This is a genomic window from Halorubrum sp. SP9, assembly GCF_005435015.1.
GTDB lineage: Archaea > Halobacteriota > Halobacteria > Halobacteriales > Haloferacaceae > Halorubrum > Halorubrum sodomense.
Genome location: NZ_SGXU01000008.1, coordinates 5,176 through 28,704 on the forward strand (window position 1 = coordinate 5,176; position 23,529 = coordinate 28,704).

Consider the following 23,529-nt stretch of genomic DNA (forward strand, 5'->3'; position numbering starts at 1 on the left):
CGCGCCGACCTTGGAGGGCCCTCGGCTCGCGACGCGCGCCGACCTTGGAGGGCCCCGGTTCGCAACGCGCGCCGACCGGCTCGAACCCCTCGCCGGACCGCGTGCCGGCCGCGGTTCGAACGAAACGAACGTCGATTCTGCTTATTAACTGGCTTCCGGATCGGAATACCGGTCGGATCACCGGTGTGCGTATAACCTCCTTAAGGTGTTTGTATGTCGTCGCTGTCGTGCGGTTTGCTGTTCGCGCCGAGCGCCGATCCGAACTGCCGGTCCGCTCCGATTTTGCGATCGTCCAAACCGTTAAGTACCCGACCGTCTTGTCGTGAACCGATGACAGACATCACGGAGGCTTCGTCGGACACCCCGGCGGATCGAGTTCTTCCAGGGCACGATAGCTTCTAACGTCGATATCGGTCCTGTCAGGATCTTCGACACGACCCTGCGAGACGGAGAACAGTCACCACGCACGTCGTTCAGCTACGATGAGAAACGCCGCATAGCGGCGACGCTGGACGACATGAACACCCACGTCATCGAGGCGGGGTTCCCGGTCAACTCGGACGCGGAGTTCGAGGCCGTCAGCGACATCGCCGCCGCGACGGACACCACCGTCTGCGGGCTGGCGCGGGTCGTCGAGGGCGACATCGACGCCGCCATCGACTCCGGCGTCGAGATGGTCCACGTGTTCGTCTCCACCAGCGACGTTCAGCTGGAGGACTCGATGCACGCGACCCGCGAGGAGGCGAAGGGGCGCGCGGTGGACGCCGTCGAGCAGGTGAAAGACGCCGGCGTCGAGTGTATGTTCTCGCCGATGGACGCCACCCGGACGGACCCGGACTACCTGACCGACATCGTCGAGGCCGTCTCCGAGGCGGGCACCGACTGGATCAACATCCCCGACACCTGCGGCGTCGGGATGCCGACCAGCTTCGGGCAGACGGTGAAGGCCGTCGTCGAGGCGACCGACGCCCGCGTCGACGTCCACACCCACGACGACTTCGGTATGGCCGCGGCCAACGCGGTCACCGGCTTCGAGAACGGCGCCGAGCAGGCGCAGGTGTCGGTCAACGGGATCGGCGAGCGCGCCGGCAACGCCGCGTACGAGGAGGTCGTCATGGCGGTCGAGTCGGTGTACGGCGTCGACACCGGCATCGACACGACTCAGATCACCAAGCTGGCCCGGATCGTCGAGGAGGCCTCTGACATCCCGGTGCCGGCGAACAAGCCGATCACCGGACGCAACGCGTTCGCCCACGAGTCCGGCATCCACGCCGCCGGCGTCATCGAGAACAGCGACACGTTCGAGACCGGCGTGATGACCCCGGAGATGGTGGGGGCCGAACGCGAGTTCGTGCTGGGCAAACACACCGGTACCCACAGCGTGCGCAAGCACCTGGTGGAGGCCGGCTTCGACCCGACGGACAGCGAGGTCCGGACGATCACCAAGCGGGTCAAGGAGTACGGCGCCGGCAAGCGGCAGGTGACCGCCGGCGACGTCGAGCGGTTCGCCGAGGAGGCGGGCGTCACGCGCGACGAGGAGGTCCGGGTCTGATGCCCGCCTCCTCGACCGGAGCGCTCCCCGAGCGACCGCGAGGGCGGTCGTGCGAGGAGCCCGACCGGGGTCTCGTCCCGGACCCCCGACAGGAATTTATACCCCGCCCGCGTTGCTCCGAGCGAGATGCGACGGCACGCCGCGGCCGCGGGGCGAACGCGCGTTCCCGGAGCCGTCGCGCCGATCATCGTAGGGGTCTGACCCCCTACATCATCCCTTCCTCACCGACGCGACGCACCGCTGACCGCCGGCGGACTGACCGTCTCCGACGCACGGAGTCGCGCTCCGCGTCCGAAAAGAGCGATCCCGTCCGCACCGCGTTCGCAGCGACCGACACCACCCGCCAGATGCCACACCGAACACCACCACGACAATGAGCGACACAGCAGCACACACACGAGAAGATGAGCCGGAGGGCTCTACGGAGCCGCCGGCGGGAGCCGACGACGGGACCCCCGACGCCGACGAGACCCCCGCCGCCGGCCCGGTCTCGACCGGCGCCGAGTCGGTCGTCGCCGCCCTCGAAGCGGCGGGCGCGAAGACCGCCTTCGGGGTTCAGGGCGGCGCGATCATGCCCGTCTACGACGCGTTATACGACTCGTCGATCCGACACGTAACGATGGCCCACGAGCAGGGCGCCGCCCACGCCGCCGACGCCTACGGCGTCGTCGCCGGGGAGCCGGGGCTCTGTATGGCCACGTCCGGCCCGGGCGCGACGAACCTCGTCACCGGTATCGCCGACGCGGACATGGACTCGGACGCGTTGTTGGCGCTGACCGGACAGGTGCCGACGGAGTTCGTCGGCAACGACGCGTTCCAGGAGACCGACACGGTCGGCGTCACTCGCCCCGTCACGAAGCACAACTACTTCGCCGGCGGCGCGGACACCGTCGGGGACACCGTCGGCGAGGCGTTCGAGCTGTCGCGCGCGGGACGCCCCGGCCCGACCCTGGTCGACCTTCCGAAGGACGTGACGCAGGACGAGACCGACCGAACGCCCGGTCCGGCGGCGCCGCCGGCGGGGACCGACCCCGACCCGAACGCCGACCCGGACGCGGTCGAGGAGGCCGCGCGCGCAATCGAGTCGGCCGACCGGCCCGTCTGCCTGTTCGGCGGGGGCGTCATCAAGGCCGACGCGAGCGACGAGGCGCGGACGTTCGCCCGGAGCTACGGGATTCCAGTGACGACGACGATGCCGGGGATCGGCTCGTTCCCCGAGGACGACGACCTCTGTCTCTCGTGGGCGGGGATGCACGGCACCGGCTACGCGAACCTGGCGATCACCCACACCGACTGCCTGATCGCGGTCGGTACGCGGTTCGACGACCGGCTGACGGGCGGGATAGACACGTTCGCGCCCGAGGCCGAGGTGATCCACGTCGACATCGACCCCGCGGAGATAAGCAAGAACGTCCACGCCGACTACCCGCTGATCGGCGACGCCGGGCGCGTGTTGGACCAGCTGACCGCCGCGGTCCGCGAGGCGCCAGACGCCGAGGCGTGGCGCGACCGGTGCGCCGAGTGGAAGGAGACGTACCCGCTCACCTACGCGACCCCCGACGACGAGCCGCTGAAGCCGCAGTTCGTCGTCGAGGCGTTCGACGAGGCGACCGACGACGACACCATCGTGACGACCGGCGTCGGCCAACACCAGATGTGGGCCTCGCAGTTCTGGTCGTACTCGGAGCCCCGGACGTGGGTCTCCTCGCACGGGCTCGGCACGATGGGATACGGCGTTCCCGCCGCGGTCGGCGCCCGCGTCGCGGCCGACACGATGGGCGAGGCGGACCGCGACGTGGTGTGTTTCGACGGCGACGGCTCCTTCCTGATGACGATGCAGGAGCTCTCCGTGGCCGTTCGCGAGGAGCTGGACATCACCATCGCCGTGCTCAACAACGAGTACATCGGGATGGTGCGCCAGTGGCAGGACGCCTTCTACGAGGGGCGTCACATGGCCTCCGACTACACGTGGATGCCCGAGTTCGACAAGCTCGCGGAGGCGTTCGGCGCGCTGGGCCTGCGAGTCGACGACTACGACGAGGTCGCGCCCGCCGTCGAGGAGGCGCTCGACTACGAGGGGCCCGCCGTGGTCGACTTCCACGTCGACCCCGAGGAGAACGTCCTCCCGATGGTGCCGAGCGGCGGCGCGAACGGGAAGTTCGCGGCCGCGGAGGACCAGCTATGAGCGGCGACGCGTCCGAGTCGGGGGCTCCCGACGCGGACTCCCGGCCCCTCCCGGGCGAGCAGCCCGGCCCGGACGAGCGCGACCATCCCGAGGGGCGTCGGAACCTCGAGGGGATCCGGATCGACCCCGTCGTCGAGGCCGAACACGAGTCGCGGCGCGCCGTCATCTCCGCCCTCGTCGAGGACGAACCGGGCGTGCTCGCGCGCGTCTCCGGGCTCGTCTCTCGCCGCCAGTTCAACATCGAGAGCCTCACGGTCGGGCCGACGACCGTCGAGGGCCACTCGCGGATCACGATGGTCGTCGAGGAGACGGACCCCGGCATCGACCAGATCGAAAAGCAGATGGCGAAGCTGAAGCCGGTCATCTCGGTCGGCGAGGTCGCCGGCGACGCGGTCACCTCGGAGCTCGTCCTACTGAAGGTCGAGGCCGACGACCCCGCCGCGGTCCAGGCGGTCTCCGAGATGTACGACGGCCGCACGGCCGACGCCGGCCCCGAGACGATCACCGTCGAACTCACCGGCGACAAAACCGACATCGACGGCGCGATCCGCGCCTTCGAGCGGTTCGGGATCGTCGAGATAGCGCGGACCGGACCGACCGCCCTCGCGCGCGGAGACACACCGACGGCGCCCGGAGAGAAGCCCGGAACGGCCGGCGAACCGACCACCCACGACGACTGACACGCGAATCCACACGACGACTGACACGCGAACCCGCGCAACCCGCGAACGCACGCGCACACACGAACACACGGCGAACACACACGATACACATGACCGAAGACGACACGCAGACGTTCGACTCGACAGTATACTACGACGACGACGCGGACGAGGAGGCGATCGCCCACAAGACGGTGGCTGTCCTCGGCTACGGCTCGCAGGGCCACGCCCACGCGCAGAACCTCGCGGACAGCGGGGTGGACGTGGTCGTCGGCCTCCGCGAGGGAAGCTCCTCGCGGGCCGCCGCCGAGAGCGACGGGCTCCGCGTGGCGACCCCCGCGGACGCGGCCGCCGAGGCCGATATCGTGAGCGTCCTCGTCCCCGACACCGTCCAGCCGGACGTGTACGAGAACGCGGTCGAACCCAACCTCGACGCGGGCGACACGCTTCAGTTCGCGCACGGGTTCAACATCCACTACAACCAGATCCAGCCGCCCGCGGACGTCGACGTGACGATGGTCGCGCCGAAGTCGCCGGGGCACCTCGTCCGCCGGAACTACGAGAGCGACCAGGGGACGCCCGGCCTGCTCGCGGTGTACCAGAACGCGACCGGCGACGCGCACGACGAGGGGCTTGCGTACGCGGCCGCCATCGGCTGTACCCGCGCCGGCGTCGTCGAGACGACGTTCCGCGAGGAGACGGAGACCGACCTGTTCGGCGAGCAGGCCGTCCTCTGTGGCGGCGTCACCTCGCTCGTGAAGCAGGGGTACGAGACGCTCGTCGACGCCGGCTACTCGCCGGAGATGGCGTACTTCGAGTGTCTCAACGAGCTCAAGCTCATCGTCGACCTGATGTACGAGGGCGGGCTCGGAGAGATGTGGGACTCCGTCTCCGACACCGCCGAGTACGGCGGGCTCACACAGGGCGATGTCGTCGTCGACGAGCACGCCCGCGAGAACATGGAGGAGGTCTTAGAGAAGGTCCAGAACGGGCAGTTCGCCCGCGAGTGGATCGCCGAGAACCAGGCCGGGCGGCCCTCCTACACCCAGCTCCGGAACGCGGAGAAGGACCACGAGATCGAGGCCGTCGGCGACGAGCTGCGCGGGCTGTTCGCGTGGGAGGAGTCGACCGACGACGAGGAAGAGGAGAGCGCCGAGGTGACCGCGTGATGGGCGTAGCGGGAACCGGACCGGCGTCCGGCGCAACCGCGGTCGGAGGTGACTCCAGATGAGCGAGGGCACGCTGTACGACAAGGTGTGGGACCGCCACAAGGTGACGGAGCTCCCGAACGGACAGGACCAGCTGTTCGTCGGGCTCCACCTCGTCCACGAAGTGACGAGCCCGCAGGCGTTCGGCATGCTCCGCGAGCGCGACCTCGACGTCGCGTACCCCGATCGGACGTTCGCGACGACAGACCACATCGCGCCCACCGAGGCCGACAAGCGGGAGCGCCCCCTCGCCGACGACCAGGCCGAGGAGATGCTCTCCGCGCTCGAACGCAACGTGAGCGACAGCGGGATCACGTTCTTCGGCTTCGAGTCCGGCAAGCAGGGGATCACCCACGTCGTCGCCCCGGAACTGGGGCTCTCCCAGCCCGGGATGACCGTCGCCTGCGGCGACAGCCACACCGCGACCCACGGCGCGTTCGGCTCCATCGGCGTCGGCATCGGCACGAGCCAGATCCGCGACGTGCTCGCGACCGGCTGTATCGCGGCGGACAAACAGAAGGTCCGCCGGGTCAACGTCGAGGGCGAACTCGGCGAGGGCGTCTACGCGAAGGACGTGATCCTGAAAGTGATCCAGGACCTCGGCGTCGACGGCGGCGTCGGGCACGTGTACGAGTACGGCGGTCCCGCCATCGAGGCCCTCGACATGGAGGGCCGGCTCGCGGTGTGTAACATGTCCATCGAGGGCGGCGCCCGCGCGGGCTACATCAACCCCGACGAGACCACCTACGAGTACCTGAAGGGCCGCGAGTACGTCCCCGAGGGCGAGGCGTTCGAGGAGCGGAAAACGTACTGGGAGTCGATCAGCTCCGACGCGGACGCCGAGTACGACGACGTGGTCACCGTCGACGCCGACGGGCTCGACCCGCTCGTCACCTGGGGAATCAACCCCGGACAGGTGATCGAGATCTCGGAGCCGGTCCCGCACCCGGACGACTTCGAGGCCCGGACCGACCGCGAGGCCGCGGAACAGGCGCTCGATCACATGGAGATCGAGGCCGGCCAGTCGATGCTCGGCTACGACGTCGACGTGGCGTTCCTCGGCACCTGTACCAACGGCCGCCTCTCGGACTTCCGGGAGGCCGCGCGGATCTTGGAGAACCACGACGTCGACGAGGGCGTCCGCGCGCTGGCCGTCCCCGGCTCCGAGACCGTCCGCCAGCAGTGCGAGGCGGAGGGAATCGACCAGACGTTCATCGAGGCCGGCTTCCAGTGGCGCCGCGCCGGCTGTTCGATGTGTCTCGCCATGAACGACGACGCCCTGGAGGGCGACGAGGTGTGCGCGTCCTCGTCGAACCGCAACTTCGTCGGCCGGCAGGGGTCGAAGGAGGGGCGGACGGTGCTGATGAGTCCCGCGATGGTCGCGGCCGCGGCCGTCGAGGGCGAGGTCGCGGACGCGCGCGACTACCTCGACGACGGGCCGACCGGGGGCGCCGGCGGCGTCGAGGAGGTGGCGGACTGATGGCCCCCGACGCGAACGCGGGCGGCGACCAGCACATCACCGACGTATCGGGCACCGGCGTCCCGATCCCGGGCGACGACGTGGACACCGACCAGATCCTGCCGGCGCAGTTCATGAAGGAGGTCACGTTCGACAACATGGCGGACTACCTCTTCTACGACGCCCGGCGCGACGAGGACGGGGAGTTCAACGACCACCCCCTCAACCGCTTCGACGGCGCGTCGATCGCGGTGGTCAACTCCAACTTCGGCTGCGGCTCCTCCCGTGAACACGCGCCGCAGGCGATGATGCGCTGGGGCGTCGACGGGATCGTCGGCGAGTCGTACGCCGAGATCTTCCGCGACAACTGCAAGTCGCTCGGCATCCCCGCGGTCACCGCGGACCACGAGACCGTGGTGGCGCTCCAGGAGTGGATCGAGGCGAACCCCGACGGCCACATCGACATCGACGTCGAGGGCGAGACCGTCACCTACGGCGACACCGTCATCGACGTGGAGGTCGACGACGCGATGCGGGAGGCGTTGGTCGAGGGGATCTGGGACACGACGGCGCTGATGTACTCGAACCGGAGCAAGGTCGACGAGACGGTCGCCGGCCTGCCGTACGTCGAGGGGGACGACTGAGCCGAATGACGGACGAGATCGTCGTCATCGAGGGCGACGGCATCGGCCGCGAGGTCGTGCCGGCCGCCGTCGAGGTGTTGGAGTCGTTCGAGTTGGACTTCGAGTTCGTCGCCGCCGAGGCGGGCGACGCGACGAAAGCGGCCACCGGCGAGGCGCTCCCCGCGGAGACGTACGACCTGGTCGCCGACGCGGACGCGACGCTGTTCGGCGCGGCCGGCGAGACGGCCGCCGACGTCATCCTCCCGCTGCGCGAGGCGGTCGACTCGTTCGTCAACGTCCGCCCCGCGAAGGCGTACCCCGGCGCCGACGCGCTCCGCCCCGAGACGGACGTGGTGTTCCTCCGCGAGAACACCGAGGGCGTCTACGCCGGTCACGAGGACCGCCTGTCCGACGACCTCTCGACGCTGACGCGGGTCGTCACCTCGTCCGCGTCGCGGGAGCTGGCCGAGTACGCCTGCGAGTTCGTCCGCGACGGTCGCGGTCCCGCGGGCGACCCCGACGAGGGGTTCACGGTCGCGCACAAGGCGAACGTGATGCGCGAGACGGACGGCCGGTTCCGCGAGGAGGTCCTCGCGGTCGCCGACGAGCGCGGCGTCGACGCCGACGAGGAGCTGATGGACGCGTTCGCGACGAAGCTCCCGCTGGACCCGAGCCAGTACGGCGTGATCGTCTGTCCCAACCTCGCGGGCGACGTGCTCTCCGACCTGGCCGCCGGCCTCGTCGGGGGGCTCGGCCTGCTTCCGTCCGCGAACGTCGGCCACGAGAACGGGCTGTTCGAGCCGGTCCACGGCACGGCGCCGGACATCGCGGGCGAGGGGATCGCGAACCCGACGGCGGCGGTCCTCTCGGCGGCCATGCTGCTGGAGTACCTCGGGCACGTCGAGGAGGGTGGACGGGTGCGCGCCGCCGTGGAGAGCGTCCTCGCGGACGGCCCGCGCACCGGCGACCTCGGCGGGTCGGCGACCACCGACGAGGTCACCGCGGCGATCGTCGACCGGCTGTAAGGCGGCGCTCGCCCCCGATCGCGTCGGAACGGCGGGCGGATCGCGACCGCGAGCGAACCACAAGACAGGAAACCCTGCGGCCCCTCCGACCGGATATGAGCAACTACGAAGTCGCGATGGAAGCCGCCTGGTTGGTCCGTGACGTCGAGGAGACCGACGACGCCATCGGCGTCGCGGTCAGCGAGGCCGGCAAGCGACTCAACGAGACGGACAAGCAGTACGTCGAGGTCGAACCCGGCGTCACCGGCTGTCCCGCCTGCGGCGAGCCGTTCGACGCCGCGTTCCTCGCGGCGAACACGGCCTTGGTCGGACTCCTCTTAGAGATCGACATCTTCAACGCCGACAGCGAGGAGCACGCCGAGCGGATCGCGAAAAGCGAGGTCGGCGGCGCGCTCCGCGACGTCCCCCTCGAAGTCATCGACGTCTTCGAGACCGAGGCCGACGACGAGGACGAGGGCGCTGACCGATAGCCGCGACCGCGTCCGCGGACCCGACGCGGTCGGTCGAAGGATCCGCGGGCGACGCGAGTTCGATCGGTCCCGAAAGCTTTTCTAATAACCATAAGTAATTAGGTGGTATGGAACTGCCGACGCCACAGGACCTCCGCGAGCGCCGGACGGCGCTCGATCTGACGCAGAGCGAACTCGCCGACGCCGCGGACGTCTCGCAGCCGCTCATCGCTCGGATCGAGGGTGGCGACGTCGACCCCCGACTCTCGACGCTGCGCCGCATCGTCAACGCCCTCCAAGAGGCCGAAGGCGAGGTCGTGCGCGCGGCCGACCTGATGAACGAGACCGTGATCAGCGTCGCGCCGGACGACGCCGTGAGCGAGGCGGTCGAGCTGATGGAGGCCGAGGCGTACTCGCAGCTCCCCGTCCTCCAGAACGGGGTGCCGGTCGGCTCGATCAGCCAGGGCGACGTCGTCCACGCCGGCGAGAACGTGGGCGACCACCCCGTCAGCGAGGTGATGAGCGAGTCGTTCCCGACGGTCGCGCCGTCCGCGACCGTCGACGAGGTCCGGAACCTCCTCGACCACTACAAGGCCGTGATGGTCACCGACGGCGGCGAGACCGTCGGGATCATCACGGAGGCCGACATCGCGGCGCAGCTGTCGTAGCGCTCCGCGGGGCCGACCGCGCCGGACCGCGCCCTACTCCTCCCGGCGCTCCGAGAGCCGCTCCCAGATCTCCGTACAGCCCGCGCCGTCCTCCACGTCGTCGAGGTGGCTCGATCCGCCTCCCGCGTCGCCGTCGGCCTCGTCGTCCCGTCCGGAGCCGTCGCTGTCCCCTCCCGTCTCGTCGTCCGCCGCGGCTCCGTCGGTCATCTGCCGGACGTAGGTCAACGCCGCTGATAAGCGGCCATTCGGCGGCACGACGCGCCGCGTCTCCCCGCCGGCCGCAACGCTCTCCGGTACCCCGGACGCGCCCGCTTACAGCTCCAGTCCGCGGATCGCGACGGTCGCTCTCCCCTCGTCGCCGGCCTCATCGCTCGCCTCGGCGGCCTCGACGCGCCCGATCACGCGCCCGTCGGTGGCGTCGGCCAGCGACTCGGCCGCGTCGGAGTCGAGCGCCGCGACGAACCCGGTCCCCATGTTGAACGTGCGGTGCATCTCCTCGTCGGTGACGTTCCCCTCACTCTGGACGAACTCGAAGACCGGCTGGGGGTCGAACGCGTCGTCGATCACGTAGCGGTGGCCGCCCAGGCGTTCGAGGTTCGTCCAGCCGCCGCCGGTGACGTGGGCCGCGCCGCGCACGCCGTGGGCGCGCATCGGGTCGAGCAGGTCGGTGTAGATTCGGGTCGGTTCGAGCAGCGCGTCGCCCAGCGTCTCGTAGCCGTCGAACGGACAGGGGTCGGCGTAGGCGTGCTCGCGCGTGACCGCCTCCCGCGCCAGCGTGAGCCCGTTCGAGTGGATCCCCGACGAGCGCCAGCCGACCAGGGCGTCGCCCGGCTCGGCCCGGCCGTCGAACACGCCGTCCTTCGCGGCGAGGCCGGCGCAGGTGCCGGCCAGGTCGAGCCCGCGGACCACCTCGGGCATCACCGCCGTCTCGCCGCCGACGAGCTCCATGTCGGCCAGCTCCGCGCCGCGGGCGAGCCCCTCGCCGACCTGCTCTGCGAACCGCTCGTCCGGCTCGTCGACCGCGAGGTAGTCGACGAACGCGACGGGGCGAACGCCGGCCGCGACGAGGTCGTTGACGTTCATCGCGACGCAGTCGATGCCGACCGTGGAGTAGTCGCCGAGCGCCTCCGCGACGAGCAGCTTCGTCCCGACGCCGTCGGTCGCGAGCGCGAGGTAGCGGTCGCCGATGTCGAGCAGCCCGGCGTACTCGCTCCCGGAGCCCTCCGCCTCGGTGTCCGCCCCGACCGCGCCGATCAGCGCCGCGGTCGCCGCCTCGCTCGCGTCGACGTCGACGCCCACGTCCGCGTAGGTGAGTTCGTCGCCCTCGGCCGCCTCCGGTTCCCCGTCGTCGCCCGCCGATCCGCCGTCGCCGCCGTTGCCCTCGGTCATGTGTGAGGGGGCACGCCCCCGGAGCAAAAGCGCACCGTTCCGGAGGGCGGGGAGCGGTCGCGGAACCAGACGGGCCGGCGATCAGAACGAGGCGGCGGTCGTGACGAGCCGGCGATCAGAACGAGGCGGCGGTCGTGACGAGCCGGCGATCAGAACGGCCCGCCGAACCCGAGCCCGACGACGAAGACGAGCCCGAAGGCGAGCAGCACGGACGGGACGAAGACGGCCGCCCAGACCGGCTTGCTCCAGTTCAGCACCGTCTTCCCGTCGAGCGGACCGTACGGGACGAGATTGAACGCGGCGAGGAACGCGTTGATCGCGACGCCGCGCGCCCCGAGGATCGTGACGATCTCGCTGCCGACGATTCCGCCGAGGGCGAAAAGCGGGACGAACGCGACCATCAGCCCGAGGTTCACGACCGGCCCCGCCAGCGCGATGTGGCCGTGTTCGCGGGGCGTCAGCCGTCCCCGGTGGTGGACGGCGCCCGGCGCGGCGAAGATGAAGCCCAGTAAGGAGCTCATCACCGCGAGGAACAGCATGCTGTTGTCCGCGCGGAACTCCGCGACCTGGTCGTAGTGGACCGCGACGACCTTGTGTGCGACCTCGTGGAGCAGGAAGGCGACCCCGGCGGTCGCGAGCGCGACGAACAGCGGCGGGAGCACGCCGGCGGCGAGGATCCGACTGATCCCGCCCGAGCCGCCGACGAAGAACAGCGTGAACGCCACGCCGAGCGCGAGCCACGCGACGAGGAGGTCGCGGATCTCCTGTCCGCTGAAGTAGAGCCCGGCTATCCGACGCCCGGCGAACGTCGAGTCGCCGCTCATGCGATCCCCTCCACGGCGCCGCGCACGAGGTTCGCGCCGTTGATCGCGCCGTCGACGAGCAGCCGCCCGACGTCCTCGACGCCGCCGACCTCGGCGCCGAACATCGCCGGGATGACGTACGCCGCGAAGAGGAAGCTCGCGACGATGCTCCCGACGTTCGTCATCGCGACGACGACGATGAGCCGGAACAGCGGCACGTCTAACATTGCGGAGACCAGCTCCGCCGCGGAGCGCGTCTCGTCGGCGAGCAGGTCGTTCAAGGCGCCGATGTCGGCGACGTTCACGGTCAGGCTCCGGAGTTCGACGTAGCCGGTGAACCAACCGGGCGCGAGCAGCGGGTTGATCGAGGTCATCCACGCGACGGCGCCGCCCACGCCGGCCGATAGCCAGCGCGCGCCGGCGACCTTCGCGAACGCGAACGCGAAGACCCCGTTGATCAGGAACCACGCGCCGAACAGCCGGAGCAGGAACGCGTTCCCGGCCCCGCCCAGGGCCAGCAGGACAAAGAAGCCGACGAAGCCGACCGTGATCGCGTAGCCGATCGCCTTCTTCCACGGGAGCCCGCGACCGGACTCCTGGCCGACCAGGCTCTCCATCGGCGGGAGGGTCGTCGGGCGGGCGAGGTAGCCCTCGATCCCCGCCCGGTGGCCGGCGCCGACGACCGCGACCACGTCGTAGCCCGACTCGCGGAGCGCGACGAGCCGGTGGGCGATGAACGCGTCGCGCTCGTCGATGAGCGCCTCCGCGCCGCCCGGAGAGAACTGGCGGAACTCCTCCATCATCATCGTCACCACGTCCGTGTCGGTGAGGTCGGCCTCGTCGAGCTCCTCGATCCCGCCGGCCTCGGCGTCGACGTCGCCGCCGGCGAACGCGCCCACCGCGACCGCGAGGACGGCGCCGACGACCAGGCCGAGGCCGATCCCGACCCCGAAGCCCCCGATCGCCGTGACGGCGAAGCCGCCGAGGTACGTCGACACGAGCCCGTCGACGACGCCCGTGACCCCGGCGGCGACGCCGAGCGCGAGCCCGGTGCCGACCGCGGCGTAGAGGCGCTGGTCCGGCGAGAGCGCGAGCGTCCCGACCTGGTCGACGACGATACCCGCGACGAGCGCGACGAGGACGCCGGCGGCGACGCTCGTCAGCACGGCGTTCGTGATCCCGACGGCGCCGCCGAAGAGGCCGATCGCCGGTCCGGCGAGGATCCCGACGAAGAGCCCGCCGATCACGCCGGCGACCCGCGGGTCGCTGACGCCGAACGCGAGCCCGCCGACGAGACGCAGCTTCTCCGTGACCGTCATGCGCGCCCAGAAGCGCTGGATCGTGGTCTGGATGTCGCGGTCAACGAGGGCCACGTCGATGCCGAGCGACTCCGCGAGGTCGACGGCGGCCTTCATGTCCGCCCCCGGCTCGATGTCGAACCGCTCGCCCAGCTGGGTCTGGACGTACGAGAGCATCCAGTACGCGAGGAACTGGAACACGGTGTTCCCCCTGAGCAGGTCGCTCGCGTCGAGGTCCTCGGGCGTCTCGCCGTTGAGCTGCCGGTAGCGCCCCTCGTCCAGCTCGACCGCGACGACGTCGGGACGCTCCCGCTCGATCGCCGCTTCGACCTCGTCGACGGACTGCTCCGACACGTGCGCGGTCCCGACGACCGTGACCGACCCTTCGTCGGCGGCGGGATCGCGGCGCGGCCCCGCCTCGAGGCCGCCGCCGTCGGTCCGCGCGGACCGATCGGCCGACGGGGGCGCCTCGTCGGTCCCCCGTGACGTCTCTGTCATCACCCGTCGTACTCGGTCACCGCGTTTAGGGTTTGTGAGTCGATCCCGGCGTTCGCGCGCCCGCCGCCGCGTCGCGGGCCCGCCGCCGAACCGCGTTCCCGGCGATCCAACAAACTTGTATTCTCACGCCTCTCACCTCCTCGTATGTCCCGGCTGTTGCCCTCCCTGCCGGACGCGACCCCGGAGGAGCGCGAACCCCGGGTCGTCGGCGTCGACGACGACGAGGCCGACGACCTCATCGCCGCCCTCGGCTCCGAGACGGCCCGGGCGATCCTCTCGACGCTCCACGAGCGCCCGGCGACGAAGTCCGAGCTCGCCGACGAGGTCGACACGTCGCTTCAGAACGTCCAGTACCACCTCTCTCGGCTCGACGAGGCCGACCTCGTCGACGTCGTCGACACCGCCTACTCCGAGAAGGGCCGCGAGATGGACGTGTACGCCGCCGCGGACGAGCCGCTCGTGCTGTTCGCGGGCGGCTCCGAGGAGTCGACCGGGATCAAGACCGCGCTCATGCGCCTGCTCGGCGGCTACGGGATAATCGGCCTCGCGGCGGTCGCGGCCCAGCGGCTCCTCGCGGTCGGCTCGCTCGGCGGGTACCGGGCGAGGAGCGACGCCGGGGCGGCCGGCGGCGCGGGGGGCGACGGGGGCGCGGCCGACGGTCCGACGATAGCGAGCGCCCCGAACGCGGACTCCGGGGCCGAGACCGCCGACGGCGCGATCGAACTCGTCGGCGACCCGCTCGCGGAGTACGCCGTCTCGCTCGTCGAGCCCGGACTCGTCTTCTTCGTCGCCGCCGCGCTCGTGTTCACGCTCGCGTGGGCGTACTGGTACCGCGCGTCGAACCGGTAGCGCGGGCGTCGTACCGGGCGGAGCGCGTCCGCCAAACGGCGGCTCGTGGGACAGCTATTCAAAGCGCCGTCCCTACGTTCGCGTATGGAACACGAGGCCGAGGTCGTCGGCGTCGGTGCGGGGTCGGCGCCGAGCGGCGACGTCCCGGCGGTGATCCTGTCCGCGCGCGGCGAGTACGTCCCGATATTCGTCAGCGCCGACCAGGCTCGATCGATCGGGATGGCGCTGGAGGGCGAACCGTTCGACCGACCGCTCACCCACGACCTCCTGGTCGACATCCTCACGGAGTTCGGCGGCGCCATCGACCGCGTCAGGGTCGACGACCTCCGCGACGGCACCTTCTACGCGAAGGTCGACGCCGAGCGCTACGAGGACGGCGAGCCGGAGCGGTTCGTCTTCGACGCCCGCCCCTCCGACGCGCTCGCGCTCGCCGTGCGCGTCGACTGTCCGATCGTCGTGACCGACGAGGTGATCGACGAGGCCGGCCGCCCGTCGGACTCGGTCGAGTTCAGCGGCGACGGCGACCCGTCCGAAGAGCGCTGAGCCGCCGGGTCCGGTGACGGCCGACCGGGAAGCCCGTCGTTCAAGTCGCCGGGCGTCCCACGACGGGTATGGACGAGACGGCCACGCTCGCCTCCTCGCACACCGAGATGACGGAGATGCTGCTCCCGAACGACACGAACAACCTCGGCCGCGCGCTCGGGGGCGCCGTGTTGCACTGGATGGACATCTGCGGCGCCATCGCCGGCATGCGCTTTTCGAACCGACAGGTCGTCACCGCCTCGATGGACCACGTCGACTTCATCGCGCCCATCGAGACGGGCGAGGTCGCGATCATCGAGGGGTACGTGTTCAACACCGGTCGGACGAGCGTCGACGCGAAGGTCGACGTCCGCGCCGAGGACCCGCGAACCGACGAGACGCGGCGGACGACCACCTCCTACTTCACGTTCGTCGCGCTCGACGACGAGGGACGCCCGACGCCGGTTCCCGATCTCGCGTGCCCGACCGCGGACGAGGAAGCCCTCCGCGACGACGCCCTCGAAGGCCGCGAGGAACAGCTGCGGCAGGTCGTCGACCGCTACGACATCTGAACGGGCGCCCCGCGAGCGTTCACTCCGCCGAGCCCGCGACGACCTCGACGGTCGCGTCCGGCGCGTCGGACGCGGCGACCGCCGCCCCGTGCGCCGCCAGCGCGCGCTCCGCGAGGGCGTCGAGCGCCTCGTCGGCGTCGCCGCCGCGCTCGTCCCGGTCGCCGCTCGCGAGGTGGCTCGGACAGCCGCAGTCGGAGGCGCCGAAACCGTCGATCGGTCCCGGCGGCAGGCGCTCGGCGACCGCGCACTCGACGTCGACGCCGACGCTCCGGACGACGCGGTCGATCCGCGCGGTCGGGCGGCCGAGCAGGTAATCGACGTGCCAGTGGCGGACGTCGTGGTCGCCGCGGGCGGTCCGGCGGTGTCTGTCCACCCGCGAGAAGCCGCCCGAGCCGAGCGCGCTCCCCGTGTAGGCGTACGCGCCGGCCGGGAGGCGGTACTCGCCCAGCGCGCCCGCCGACAGCGTCGCGTCGCTCGCGAGGGCGACGACGAGGGTGTAGCTCCCCCCGTCGGCGCCGCTCATCGGTCGATCACCGCCCGAGCGCCGCTCTCAGCGGCACTCACGACAGCGCGGCCGGGGCCTCGTCGGCGGCCGACCGGAGCGATCCCACCAGATCGCTCGCGTCGCCGTCGAGCGGGTAGGCGTCGTGGAAGTCCGCCGGGTCGCGGTCGCGGCCCGACAGCGCGCCGACGACGCCGGCGATGCGGTCGTAGTTGTCGCGGACGAGCCCCCCGACGATCCCGGGTGTCCCGGCGCGGTCGGCCAGCTCTTCGGCGGCCGACCGGCCCGCGTACACCCGGCGCTCGGCGGGGTCGACGAACACCATCGCGAAGGGGCGCGAGCCGAACTGGGCGTCGAGGAACGGCCCGACCGGGTCGGCCTCCCACGGGACCGCGACGACGCCGTCGAGCCGGCGGAGCGCGACCGCCGCGACCGAGCAGTACGGGCAGTCGCCGTCGAATATCAACACCGGAGCGTCGGCGCCGTCCGGGTCAGGAGTCATATCGAATAAGAGGGTTTCCATCGGCTTAAGCGGCCGGCCGGGACGAACTTGTTCGGTCGGAGAGCGTCGCGAACCCGCTCAGTGCGAGTGACCGAGCGCCTCTTCGAGCGGCTGTCCGAACCGCTCCTCGAACAGCTCCGCGGCCGTCTCCTCCATCTCCGCGATGTCGTCGGGCACGTCGCCCTCGCTGTGGTTGACGATGACGTGCGCCTGCTGGGCCATCGCCTGAACGATCACGTCGGAGACGACCCGCGTCGCCGGCTCTCCCTGCTCGCTGAGCACGTCGACGAGGCCGGCGGGCAGTTCGAACGACTCTTCCTCACCGTCGGGGCCGCTGACCGTGTAGGTCTCGGTGTCTCCCATACGCGTGGGTCGCGGCCGCGACATAAGGGTCTGTGGAAACCGGACGCGAGCCGGACGCGGTCACCGCTCGCGAGCCGGGCGCGGATTCCTCCGTCCTCACCCGTGCGTCGAGATGGCCCTCACGGAGAAGCCGGAGCCGACGACGCTCGCGAGGTACACGGCGATGGCCGTGACGACGATGGATCCCCCGGAGGGAAGCCCGAGGCCGATCGAGACGGCGAAGCCCCCGATCACCGACAGCTGGCCGACGATGACCGAGAGGTACACCGTCTCGCGGAAGCTCCGGGCGACCTGCGAGGCGGCCGCGACGGGGACGACTAACATCGCGGCGACGAGGATGACGCCCAACACCTGCATCGCGCCGACGACGACGACCGCGGTCAACACCACGAGCAGGGTGTTGTAGCCGGTGACGTTCAGCCGTGCGACCCGCGCGGCCTGCTCGTCGAAGGTGATGAAGAGGAGCTGTTTGTACGTCAGCGCCACGCCCGCGACGACGATCAGCGCGAGCGCGCCCATCAGGCGCGCGCCCTCCGGCGTGACCACCGCGAGGTTCCCGAACAGGTACCCCTGAATGTTGACGCCGGTGAGGCCGTCGCCGTAGCTGATGATCAGCGTGCCGACCGCGAAGCTCCCGCTGAGCATGATCGCGATCGGCACGTCGCCGTAGGCGTCGGTGCGCTCGGTGAGCCACTGGACCGCGAGCGCGCCGAGGATACCGACCGCGAGCGCGACGAGCAGCAGCGACCCGTTCCACCCGGTCGAGGAGGTGACGAGGATGCCGACCGCCACGCCGGCGAACGCCGTGTGCGCGAGCGTCTCGCCGATCAGCGCCATCTCTCGGTGGACGAGGAACGAGCCCACGAGCGGAGCGACCACGCCGACGAGCACGCCGACCGCCATCGACTGCCACATGATCGGGTGTCGGAACACGTTCGTGCCGAACGCGGCGTCCATCCCGCGGCCAAGCGAGCGGAACGCGACGTAGAGGTCGCTCGCCACCGGGAGGTCCCGCGCCCAGTAGAGCAGGAGGAACCCGAGCATGCCGGCCGCGACGACGCCGGTGAGTCCGATTCCGACGAGCTCCGCGGTTCGGCGGAGGCCTCGGACGGAGCGGGCACGCGCCCGGTCGTCGGCCGCTGATTCCCCGCTCATCAGTGGTGATGGTGGACGACCTGTCCGTCGGTGCCGTACGCAGCCGCGAGGGCGTCGCTCTCGACGAACGACTCGGTGTCCCCGTGATGGTACAGCTCGGTGTTGATACAGGCGATGCGGTTGGCGCGCTCGGTGACGACGCCGATGTCGTGCTCGATGAGGATGACCGTGATCCCCTCGTCGTTGAGGTCGTCGAGGAGGGCGTAGAAGGCGTCGCGCGACTCGGCGTCGACGCCGACCGTCGGCTCGTCGAGCGCGAGCAGGTCCGCGTCGCTCGCGAGGGCCCGCGCGATGTACGCCCGCTGTTTCTGGCCGCCCGACAGCTCCGAGACGAGCCGGTCGGCCAGCCCCTCGATACCGACCGTCTCGATGGCGTCCGCGACGGCGGCTCGGTCGGTCGCGGAGAGTCGCCCGCGGCCGGCGCGTGCGAACCGGCCCATCGTGACGCACTCGCGGACGGTGACCGGCATCGCGCCGCCCCGGCTCGTCGCCTTCTGGGAGACGTAGCCGATCCGGCCCCCGTCGTCGAACTCGTCGATCGGACGCCCGAACAGCTCGACGGACCCCTCGTCGGGCTCGTGGAGCCCGAGCATGAGGTGGAGCAGGGTCGTCTTCCCGGAGCCGTTCGGCCCGACGAGCCCGAGGAAGTCCCCCTCCTCGACGGTCAGCGAGACGTCGCTGACGGCGACGGTGTCGCCGTAGGCGAACGTCACGCCGTCGAGAGCCACGATTGCGGTCACTGCGTGTCCCTCACGTGGGGAGCCCGTACGTTTAGCTCTTTTACTCCGTCGTCGCGTCCGCAGCGGGGAGTCCGGCGGTCGGTCACGGTCCCGCTCACTGCGCCCCCAACGCCCGCTCGAAGGCGGGGACGTTGATCTCGGTCATCTGTTCGAGGTAGCCGTACCCGGCCTCGTTCCACTCGCGGGTCGTTCCCCCCGCGGGCGTGACGGGGACCGCCGCCGTCGCGCCGCTGTTCGCGACGATCGACTCGGCGAGTCTGGGCGACTGGAAGCGGTCGTACAACACGACCTCGATCCCCGCCGAGTCGACGAGTTCGATCGTGTCGGCTATCTCCGTCTGCGTCGGCTCGTTCTGCGGCGAGACGCCGACCGGCGAGTGGAGTCGGAAACCGTAGCGCGCCTCGAGGTACTGAAACGAGTTGTGACCCGCGATCACCGCCACGTCTCGCGCGGCGTCCTCCGCGATCGACTCGAAGGCGGCGTCGATCGCGTCGAGCTCCTCGACGTACGCGTCGGCGTTGGCGGCGTACGCCTCGGCGTTGTCCGGATCCGCCTCCCCGAGCCCCGTGGCGATCGTGTCGACCATCTCGCCCGCGAGGACCGGGTCGACCCAGACGTGCGGGTCGTACCGGGTCTCGCCGTCGCCGTCGCCCCCGCCGCCGTCGCGGGTTCCGCTCCCGTCGTCCCCGCCCGTCCCCCCGCCGTGCGAGTGGTCCCAGGCGAGCAGGTCGTCCTCCAGCCCGTCGAGCCCGTCGATCACGGCGACCGTGTCGTAGTCCCTCTCGAGGGTCGCGGCGAGGTCCTGCGCCCACGAGAACTCCGGGCTGTCGAGGTAGACGAACGCGTCCGTCGCGGCGACGTCGGCGGCGAGGGTCCCGTCCGGGGTCCAGCCGTGACCGAGCTGCCCCACGTCGACCGGGTCCTCGAAGCTCGCGCGGTCGCCCGCGACTTCGTTCGCCCAGTCGCTGAGGGTGAAGAAGGCGGCGTACCCCGAGTCGAACCCCTCGGGGTCGGCGTTCGCGGCGCCGGAACACCCCGCCAACGCCGCCGTCGTTCCGGCGACGGCCAACCCGGCGCCGCGCCGCAGCACGGACCGCCGTGAGTGAGTCATACCGATCGATACCACCGATTAACAGAAAAGAGTTGTTATTTCACAACTCCCAGTTAATAACTCAGGTTCGAAACCCGCCCGACGTTAACAACTCGACGGCGGGGTACCGGCGACGTTGGCTCAGTCGGTGAGGTCGACGACGGTCGCGTCCGCGAGTCCCGCGAGCGTCTCGGGCTCGACCGCGAACACCGCGTTCGGTGTCCCCGCCGCGCCGTAGACGGTGTCGTACTCGGTGAGCGTCGGATCGAAGACGGTCGGCAGCGCGGCGTCGTGGCAGACCGGTGGAACGCCGCCGATGCTCCAGCCGACGACCTCGCGGATCCGGTCGGGGTCGCCCATCTCGGCGGCGTCGGCACCGAAGTGGTCCGCGACGGCATCGAGGTCTAGCCGGTTCGCGCCGCTCGTGATCGCCGCGACGAGGTCGTCGGGCGGAGCCCGACCGCCGGACCCCCGTCGCGCCTCGTCGTCGCCGCGGGAAAGCGAGACGATGATCGTCGACGCGATGGCGCCCGTCTCGCAGCCCAGGGCGTCGGCCGCGGCGGCCGCGGTCTCGGTGCCGGCGTCGAACTCCAGCACGTCGACGTCGGCGTCGTACCGTTCCCGGGCTCGCTCCCCGAACTCCGCCGCGCGTGGATGCATGCGATCGGAGCCGCGCCCGGACGATATCAAGCCCTCGGACGCGGTGAAACTGCGCCAAGTCGATCGGCGTCAGCGGCGTCTCTGATCCCGTCAGCGGCGGTTCAGACCGCGTCAGCGCCGGTTCGGACCCCGTCAGCGGGTCCGCAGCTCGTCTTTGTCCTTGATCACGCGGGCGTCGCCCTCGCCGGAGGTGACCTCGTTGACGAGGTCGTAGAGGTCGTTCTGGAGCCCGGCGGGGAACGTGAGCACGCCGACCCACGAGCCGTCGTTCTGCCACTCCTCGCGCTCTAAGTCACCGAACTCCCGGATCTGGGCCTGCCCGGACCCCGCGTAGTCGGCCGGGAGCTGGACCGCCATCGTCACCTCCTCGAACCGGATCGGGATCACGGGTCGGAGCGCCTCGAGCGCGTCGTCCACCTGGTTCTCCACCGGCTCCATCGGATCGATCTGGAACCCGGCCTCCTCGAGGGCGCGCTCGATACGCTCGGGGGGGTGCGGCGAGTCGTCCATCTGCGGGTTCACCGCGTTGCGCGTGATGGTGGTGACCAGCTGGTTGTGCTTGCGCTCCTGCATCTCCTCGCGCTGCTCGGCGGTGATCTGGATCTCTCCGCGCTCGACGACCTCGGGGATGATCGAGAGCGCGTCCGTGGTGCCGAAAACGGTCTCTAAGTCCTCCTCGGCGGGCCGGTCCCCGCGCGAGGCGTTCTCGAAGACGTCCTCCGCGGCGATGACGTCTTCCAACTCCCCCTCGAACTCCCCGCGTTTGATCGCGAGCGCGGCGTCGGGGTCGATCAGGACCTCGAAGCGCTCCCCGTGCGACTCCAGTCGGGCCGTCACGGCCTCGTCGAGCGATATCATACCGGAGGGTACCACCCCCGCGGGCAAAAAGCCTCCCGCCGCCGCCGGTCGTCGCGTCGAGTCGTCGGGTCCGGGCGTCGCGCCGCCGCTCCCCCGACTACCCGCCCGCCGTCGGCCGCTCGTCGTCCCACTCCGCTCGGCACGACTGCGAGCAGAAGTGCCGGTGAACGACGTCGTCGCCGTCGACCCACGTCACCGTTCGGTGCCCGGTCCCCAGCGCCGGCTCGCCGCACGTCGCGCAACTCGGCGCGGACTCCTCGTCGACGTCCTCCTCGAGCTCCGAGGTCGGATCCACCATACCTCCCGGTACGCCCGCGGACACTTGAACCCGCGAAGGGCGGCAGTTCTGGCCACGGCTCCCCCGGTCTCGCACCGAGGGCGGGCCGATCGGGCGGGCGGCGTGGGCGCTCGCGTCGCTAGCGCGTCGTCCGCACGTCGCGGTCGGTCGCCTCCTGTGACGGGTGTTTGACGGTGATCTCCCGGTCCGCGCTCGGTCCGACGACCGTCCGCTCGCGGCCGTCCGGCCACCGCACGTCCACGCGCAGCGGCTCCGCGTCCCCGAGTCCGAAGTGCGCGACCGGCTCCGTCTGACAGAGGCAGCCGCCGCCCGCGTCGATCGCTCGCCGCTGGACCCCGTCGTCGGTCTCCAGGGTGACGACGGCGCCGCGGGCCGGCGCGCCGTGCCGCGTCGTCGGACGTACCCGGAACCATCCGGCGGCCGACGCGTCGTCGTCGCCGTACGCCGTCACCGGCTGCGCGGCGACCTCGCCGTGGACGACGAGGAGCTCCAGCGCCCCGTCGCCGTCGAGGTCGGTCGCGACCGCGCCGGTACCGAACCCGTCCGGCTCCGCGGCCGCCCCGAGCGACGCCGCCTCCCAGCGCGCCGCCTCGTCGGACCCGTCGACCCGCTCGAACAGGCGGTTCTCGGCGCCGCAGACGTTGAAGAAGAGCTCCTCGCGCCCGTCGTTATCGAAGTCCGCGGCGACCACGGTCCGGACCGCTCCGACGTCGCGGAGCGCCGGCGGGGCCACGTCGTCGTACCCGCCGCCGGGCGAACAGCGCAGGAGGCGGCTCGGGGCCGCCTCGTTGCCGACCGCGAGGGCGAACGTCCCTCCTTCGTCGACGACCGCGGCGCCGCGCGTGTCGCCGGCGGGGTCCGAGAGGTCCGGTCCGCCGTCGGTCCGGACGTAGTGGCCGTCGCGGTTGCTGAACAGGCGGTTCGGCCCGCCCTCGACGCCCGCGAACAGGTCGCCCTCGCGGGAGCGGTACGGGACCGCGAGCAGCGACCGACACCCGCCGTCCACCTCCAGCCCGACCGCCTCGGCCATGTCGGTGATCTCGCCGTCGTCACCGAGCTCGTAGAACGCGAGGGGCGCGGCGTACCCGGAGACGGCGACCCCGTATCGCCCGGTCCCCAGCCGGTCGAGCGCCGCGACCGACCGGCCGGCGCGGACGTCGAGCCGGTCGGCGTTCACCTCGCGGGCGAACACGTCGGTCCAGCGGTACCGGTCGGCCTCCAGGCGGCTCAAGAGGAGGTCGGGGTCGCCGCCGTCGACGCCGCGCGCGCAGTTGTGGACGTACACCTCCTCGCAGCCGTCGGCGTCGAGGTCGGCCGCGCACACGCCCATCCCGTGGCGCGTCCCGTCGGCGACGATGCCGCAGGCGGTGTCCGAGAAGCGGCCGTCCTCCCGGGCGTACAGCCGGTTCGGCTCGCCGTAGCCGGCGACGAAGACGAGCGGCCCGTCGCGGCCCGGCGTCACCGCGACGCCGTACCCGCGCATCGGGCGCCCGTCGTCGACGAGCGAGGACCGCTCCGTGAACATGGCCGTCCGTCACCGCTCCGAGAATATGAACGCACGGGTTGGATACGACCGCGCGGCGGCGGGAGGAAATCGAC

26 protein-coding genes are annotated in these 23,529 nt (G+C 71.1%); 12 read left to right on the forward strand and 14 right to left on the reverse strand.

The window, feature by feature from the left end; genetic code table 11:
- The first annotated feature begins 391 nt into the window (after positions 1 to 391).
- The 9 genes from EXE45_RS06375 to EXE45_RS06415 all read left to right on the forward strand — a co-directional run bounded on the left by EXE45_RS06375 (position 392) and on the right by EXE45_RS06415 (position 9,831).
- Entirely contained in the window at positions 392 to 1,552 is a 1,161-nt protein-coding gene (locus tag EXE45_RS06375) for a LeuA family protein (RefSeq protein ID WP_174549015.1), read from the forward strand.
- A gap of 373 nt (positions 1,553 to 1,925) precedes the next feature.
- Positions 1,926 to 3,737 carry a biosynthetic-type acetolactate synthase large subunit gene (gene ilvB, locus EXE45_RS06380; protein WP_092921652.1) on the forward strand — a complete coding sequence of 604 codons (1,812 nt, stop codon included), beginning with the start codon at positions 1,926 to 1,928 and terminating at the stop codon, positions 3,735 to 3,737.
- Positions 3,734 to 4,417 (forward strand): acetolactate synthase small subunit, encoded by a 684-nt coding sequence (gene ilvN, locus EXE45_RS06385; protein WP_092921654.1) that lies wholly within the window; start codon positions 3,734 to 3,736, stop codon positions 4,415 to 4,417. Before ilvB ends, ilvN begins: the two co-directional genes overlap by 4 nt.
- A 92-nt stretch (positions 4,418 to 4,509) precedes the next feature.
- Complete coding sequence (ilvC, locus tag EXE45_RS06390; protein ID WP_092921656.1) at positions 4,510 to 5,568, forward strand: ketol-acid reductoisomerase; 1,059 nt, start codon at positions 4,510 to 4,512, stop codon at positions 5,566 to 5,568.
- Positions 5,569 to 5,626: 58 nt separating this feature from the next.
- A complete protein-coding gene (gene leuC / locus EXE45_RS06395; RefSeq protein WP_137693845.1) occupies positions 5,627 to 7,087 on the forward strand; it encodes a 3-isopropylmalate dehydratase large subunit in 1,461 nt (486 codons plus the stop codon).
- Entirely contained in the window at positions 7,087 to 7,710 is a 624-nt protein-coding gene (leuD, locus tag EXE45_RS06400; protein WP_137693846.1) for a 3-isopropylmalate dehydratase small subunit, read from the forward strand. The genes leuC and leuD overlap by 1 nt, the downstream gene beginning before the upstream one ends.
- A gap of 5 nt (positions 7,711 to 7,715) precedes the next feature.
- Positions 7,716 to 8,714: an isocitrate/isopropylmalate family dehydrogenase gene (locus EXE45_RS06405; RefSeq protein ID WP_137693847.1), complete on the forward strand. Its 999-nt coding sequence runs from the start codon at positions 7,716 to 7,718 to the stop codon at positions 8,712 to 8,714.
- Positions 8,715 to 8,809: 95 nt separating this feature from the next.
- On the forward strand, positions 8,810 to 9,184 hold the full coding sequence (locus tag EXE45_RS06410; RefSeq protein WP_092921664.1) for a DUF555 domain-containing protein: 375 nt from the start codon (positions 8,810 to 8,812) through the stop codon (positions 9,182 to 9,184).
- 107 nt (positions 9,185 to 9,291) lie between these two features.
- On the forward strand, positions 9,292 to 9,831 hold the full coding sequence (locus tag EXE45_RS06415) for a CBS domain-containing protein (RefSeq protein WP_092921666.1): 540 nt from the start codon (positions 9,292 to 9,294) through the stop codon (positions 9,829 to 9,831).
- A 33-nt stretch (positions 9,832 to 9,864) separates the two neighbouring features.
- Here EXE45_RS06415 and EXE45_RS20370 read toward each other — a convergent pair whose 3' ends face one another.
- The 4 genes from EXE45_RS20370 to EXE45_RS06430 all read right to left on the reverse strand — a co-directional run bounded on the left by EXE45_RS20370 (position 9,865) and on the right by EXE45_RS06430 (position 13,819).
- Entirely contained in the window at positions 9,865 to 10,038 is a 174-nt protein-coding gene (locus tag EXE45_RS20370; protein WP_167603387.1) for a hypothetical protein, read from the reverse strand.
- Between the two features lie 105 nt (positions 10,039 to 10,143).
- Positions 10,144 to 11,220, reverse strand: coding sequence for a phosphoribosylformylglycinamidine cyclo-ligase (purM, locus tag EXE45_RS06420; protein WP_137693848.1), 1,077 nt, complete (start codon positions 11,218 to 11,220; stop codon positions 10,144 to 10,146).
- Between the two features lie 149 nt (positions 11,221 to 11,369).
- Positions 11,370 to 12,044: a metalloprotease gene (locus tag EXE45_RS06425; protein WP_092921670.1), complete on the reverse strand. Its 675-nt coding sequence runs from the start codon at positions 12,042 to 12,044 to the stop codon at positions 11,370 to 11,372.
- Entirely contained in the window at positions 12,041 to 13,819 is a 1,779-nt protein-coding gene (locus EXE45_RS06430) for a TraB/GumN family protein (protein ID WP_092921672.1), read from the reverse strand. The genes EXE45_RS06425 and EXE45_RS06430 overlap by 4 nt, the downstream gene beginning before the upstream one ends.
- A gap of 144 nt (positions 13,820 to 13,963) precedes the next feature.
- On the opposite strand from EXE45_RS06430, the gene EXE45_RS06435 reads away from it, so the two are divergent.
- The 3 genes from EXE45_RS06435 (at position 13,964) to EXE45_RS06445 (ending at position 15,762) form a co-directional block, all read left to right on the forward strand.
- Entirely contained in the window at positions 13,964 to 14,668 is a 705-nt protein-coding gene (locus tag EXE45_RS06435) for a winged helix-turn-helix domain-containing protein (protein ID WP_092921674.1), read from the forward strand.
- Positions 14,669 to 14,752: 84 nt separating this feature from the next.
- Positions 14,753 to 15,211 carry a bifunctional nuclease family protein gene (locus EXE45_RS06440; RefSeq protein ID WP_092921676.1) on the forward strand — a complete coding sequence of 153 codons (459 nt, stop codon included), beginning with the start codon at positions 14,753 to 14,755 and terminating at the stop codon, positions 15,209 to 15,211.
- 68 nt (positions 15,212 to 15,279) lie between these two features.
- Positions 15,280 to 15,762, forward strand: a complete 483-nt coding sequence (locus EXE45_RS06445; RefSeq protein ID WP_092921678.1) for an acyl-CoA thioesterase — start codon at positions 15,280 to 15,282, stop codon at positions 15,760 to 15,762.
- Positions 15,763 to 15,781: 19 nt separating this feature from the next.
- On the opposite strand, the gene EXE45_RS06450 is transcribed toward EXE45_RS06445, so the two are convergent.
- The 10 genes from EXE45_RS06450 to EXE45_RS06495 form a co-directional block, all read right to left on the reverse strand.
- Entirely contained in the window at positions 15,782 to 16,285 is a 504-nt protein-coding gene (locus tag EXE45_RS06450) for a DUF123 domain-containing protein (RefSeq protein WP_137693849.1), read from the reverse strand.
- A 37-nt stretch (positions 16,286 to 16,322) separates the two neighbouring features.
- A complete protein-coding gene (locus tag EXE45_RS06455; RefSeq protein WP_092921682.1) occupies positions 16,323 to 16,766 on the reverse strand; it encodes a DUF393 domain-containing protein in 444 nt (147 codons plus the stop codon).
- 78 nt (positions 16,767 to 16,844) lie between these two features.
- Positions 16,845 to 17,129: a hypothetical protein gene (locus tag EXE45_RS06460; protein ID WP_092921684.1), complete on the reverse strand. Its 285-nt coding sequence runs from the start codon at positions 17,127 to 17,129 to the stop codon at positions 16,845 to 16,847.
- A 96-nt stretch (positions 17,130 to 17,225) separates the two neighbouring features.
- Entirely contained in the window at positions 17,226 to 18,284 is a 1,059-nt protein-coding gene (locus tag EXE45_RS06465; RefSeq protein WP_137693850.1) for a metal ABC transporter permease, read from the reverse strand.
- On the reverse strand, positions 18,284 to 19,024 hold the full coding sequence (locus EXE45_RS06470; RefSeq protein WP_137693851.1) for a metal ABC transporter ATP-binding protein: 741 nt from the start codon (positions 19,022 to 19,024) through the stop codon (positions 18,284 to 18,286). The genes EXE45_RS06465 and EXE45_RS06470 overlap by 1 nt, the downstream gene beginning before the upstream one ends.
- A 94-nt stretch (positions 19,025 to 19,118) precedes the next feature.
- The gene (locus EXE45_RS06475; protein WP_137693852.1) at positions 19,119 to 20,135 is read right to left on the reverse strand and encodes a metal ABC transporter solute-binding protein, Zn/Mn family; all 1,017 of its coding nucleotides are present in this window, start codon (positions 20,133 to 20,135) and stop codon (positions 19,119 to 19,121) included.
- 120 nt (positions 20,136 to 20,255) lie between these two features.
- On the reverse strand, positions 20,256 to 20,774 hold the full coding sequence (locus EXE45_RS06480) for a YbaK/EbsC family protein (protein ID WP_137693853.1): 519 nt from the start codon (positions 20,772 to 20,774) through the stop codon (positions 20,256 to 20,258).
- A 132-nt stretch (positions 20,775 to 20,906) separates the two neighbouring features.
- On the reverse strand, positions 20,907 to 21,632 hold the full coding sequence (locus tag EXE45_RS06485) for a ribosome assembly factor SBDS (RefSeq protein ID WP_092921695.1): 726 nt from the start codon (positions 21,630 to 21,632) through the stop codon (positions 20,907 to 20,909).
- 97 nt (positions 21,633 to 21,729) lie between these two features.
- Entirely contained in the window at positions 21,730 to 21,930 is a 201-nt protein-coding gene (locus tag EXE45_RS06490; protein ID WP_137693854.1) for a hypothetical protein, read from the reverse strand.
- Between the two features lie 118 nt (positions 21,931 to 22,048).
- Entirely contained in the window at positions 22,049 to 23,455 is a 1,407-nt protein-coding gene (locus EXE45_RS06495; protein WP_137693855.1) for an ASPIC/UnbV domain-containing protein, read from the reverse strand.
- Positions 23,456 to 23,529 lie beyond the last annotated feature (74 nt).

What these genes read in the sequence shown, in the direction of transcription:
- ilvB (WP_092921652.1), top strand. Translation starts at nt 1,926, where the DNA reads ATGAGCGACACAGCAGCACACACACGAGAAGATGAGCCGGAGGGCTCT.
- ilvN (WP_092921654.1), top strand. Translation starts at nt 3,734, where the DNA reads ATGAGCGGCGACGCGTCCGAGTCGGGGGCTCCCGACGCGGACTCCCGG.
- ilvC (WP_092921656.1), top strand. Translation starts at nt 4,510, where the DNA reads ATGACCGAAGACGACACGCAGACGTTCGACTCGACAGTATACTACGAC.
- leuC (WP_137693845.1), top strand. Translation starts at nt 5,627, where the DNA reads ATGAGCGAGGGCACGCTGTACGACAAGGTGTGGGACCGCCACAAGGTG.
- leuD (WP_137693846.1), top strand. Translation starts at nt 7,087, where the DNA reads ATGGCCCCCGACGCGAACGCGGGCGGCGACCAGCACATCACCGACGTA.
- EXE45_RS06405 (WP_137693847.1), top strand. Translation starts at nt 7,716, where the DNA reads ATGACGGACGAGATCGTCGTCATCGAGGGCGACGGCATCGGCCGCGAG.
- EXE45_RS06410 (WP_092921664.1), top strand. Translation starts at nt 8,810, where the DNA reads ATGAGCAACTACGAAGTCGCGATGGAAGCCGCCTGGTTGGTCCGTGAC.
- EXE45_RS06415 (WP_092921666.1), top strand. Translation starts at nt 9,292, where the DNA reads ATGGAACTGCCGACGCCACAGGACCTCCGCGAGCGCCGGACGGCGCTC.
- EXE45_RS20370 (WP_167603387.1), bottom strand. Translation starts at nt 10,038, where the DNA reads ATGACCGACGGAGCCGCGGCGGACGACGAGACGGGAGGGGACAGCGAC.
- purM (WP_137693848.1), bottom strand. Translation starts at nt 11,220, where the DNA reads ATGACCGAGGGCAACGGCGGCGACGGCGGATCGGCGGGCGACGACGGG.
- EXE45_RS06425 (WP_092921670.1), bottom strand. Translation starts at nt 12,044, where the DNA reads ATGAGCGGCGACTCGACGTTCGCCGGGCGTCGGATAGCCGGGCTCTAC.
- EXE45_RS06430 (WP_092921672.1), bottom strand. Translation starts at nt 13,819, where the DNA reads ATGACAGAGACGTCACGGGGGACCGACGAGGCGCCCCCGTCGGCCGAT.
- EXE45_RS06435 (WP_092921674.1), top strand. Translation starts at nt 13,964, where the DNA reads ATGTCCCGGCTGTTGCCCTCCCTGCCGGACGCGACCCCGGAGGAGCGC.
- EXE45_RS06440 (WP_092921676.1), top strand. Translation starts at nt 14,753, where the DNA reads ATGGAACACGAGGCCGAGGTCGTCGGCGTCGGTGCGGGGTCGGCGCCG.
- EXE45_RS06445 (WP_092921678.1), top strand. Translation starts at nt 15,280, where the DNA reads ATGGACGAGACGGCCACGCTCGCCTCCTCGCACACCGAGATGACGGAG.
- EXE45_RS06450 (WP_137693849.1), bottom strand. Translation starts at nt 16,285, where the DNA reads ATGAGCGGCGCCGACGGGGGGAGCTACACCCTCGTCGTCGCCCTCGCG.
- EXE45_RS06455 (WP_092921682.1), bottom strand. Translation starts at nt 16,766, where the DNA reads ATGACTCCTGACCCGGACGGCGCCGACGCTCCGGTGTTGATATTCGAC.
- EXE45_RS06460 (WP_092921684.1), bottom strand. Translation starts at nt 17,129, where the DNA reads ATGGGAGACACCGAGACCTACACGGTCAGCGGCCCCGACGGTGAGGAA.
- EXE45_RS06465 (WP_137693850.1), bottom strand. Translation starts at nt 18,284, where the DNA reads ATGAGCGGGGAATCAGCGGCCGACGACCGGGCGCGTGCCCGCTCCGTC.
- EXE45_RS06475 (WP_137693852.1), bottom strand. Translation starts at nt 20,135, where the DNA reads ATGACTCACTCACGGCGGTCCGTGCTGCGGCGCGGCGCCGGGTTGGCC.
- EXE45_RS06480 (WP_137693853.1), bottom strand. Translation starts at nt 20,774, where the DNA reads ATGCATCCACGCGCGGCGGAGTTCGGGGAGCGAGCCCGGGAACGGTAC.
- EXE45_RS06485 (WP_092921695.1), bottom strand. Translation starts at nt 21,632, where the DNA reads ATGATATCGCTCGACGAGGCCGTGACGGCCCGACTGGAGTCGCACGGG.
- EXE45_RS06490 (WP_137693854.1), bottom strand. Translation starts at nt 21,930, where the DNA reads ATGGTGGATCCGACCTCGGAGCTCGAGGAGGACGTCGACGAGGAGTCC.
- EXE45_RS06495 (WP_137693855.1), bottom strand. Translation starts at nt 23,455, where the DNA reads ATGTTCACGGAGCGGTCCTCGCTCGTCGACGACGGGCGCCCGATGCGC.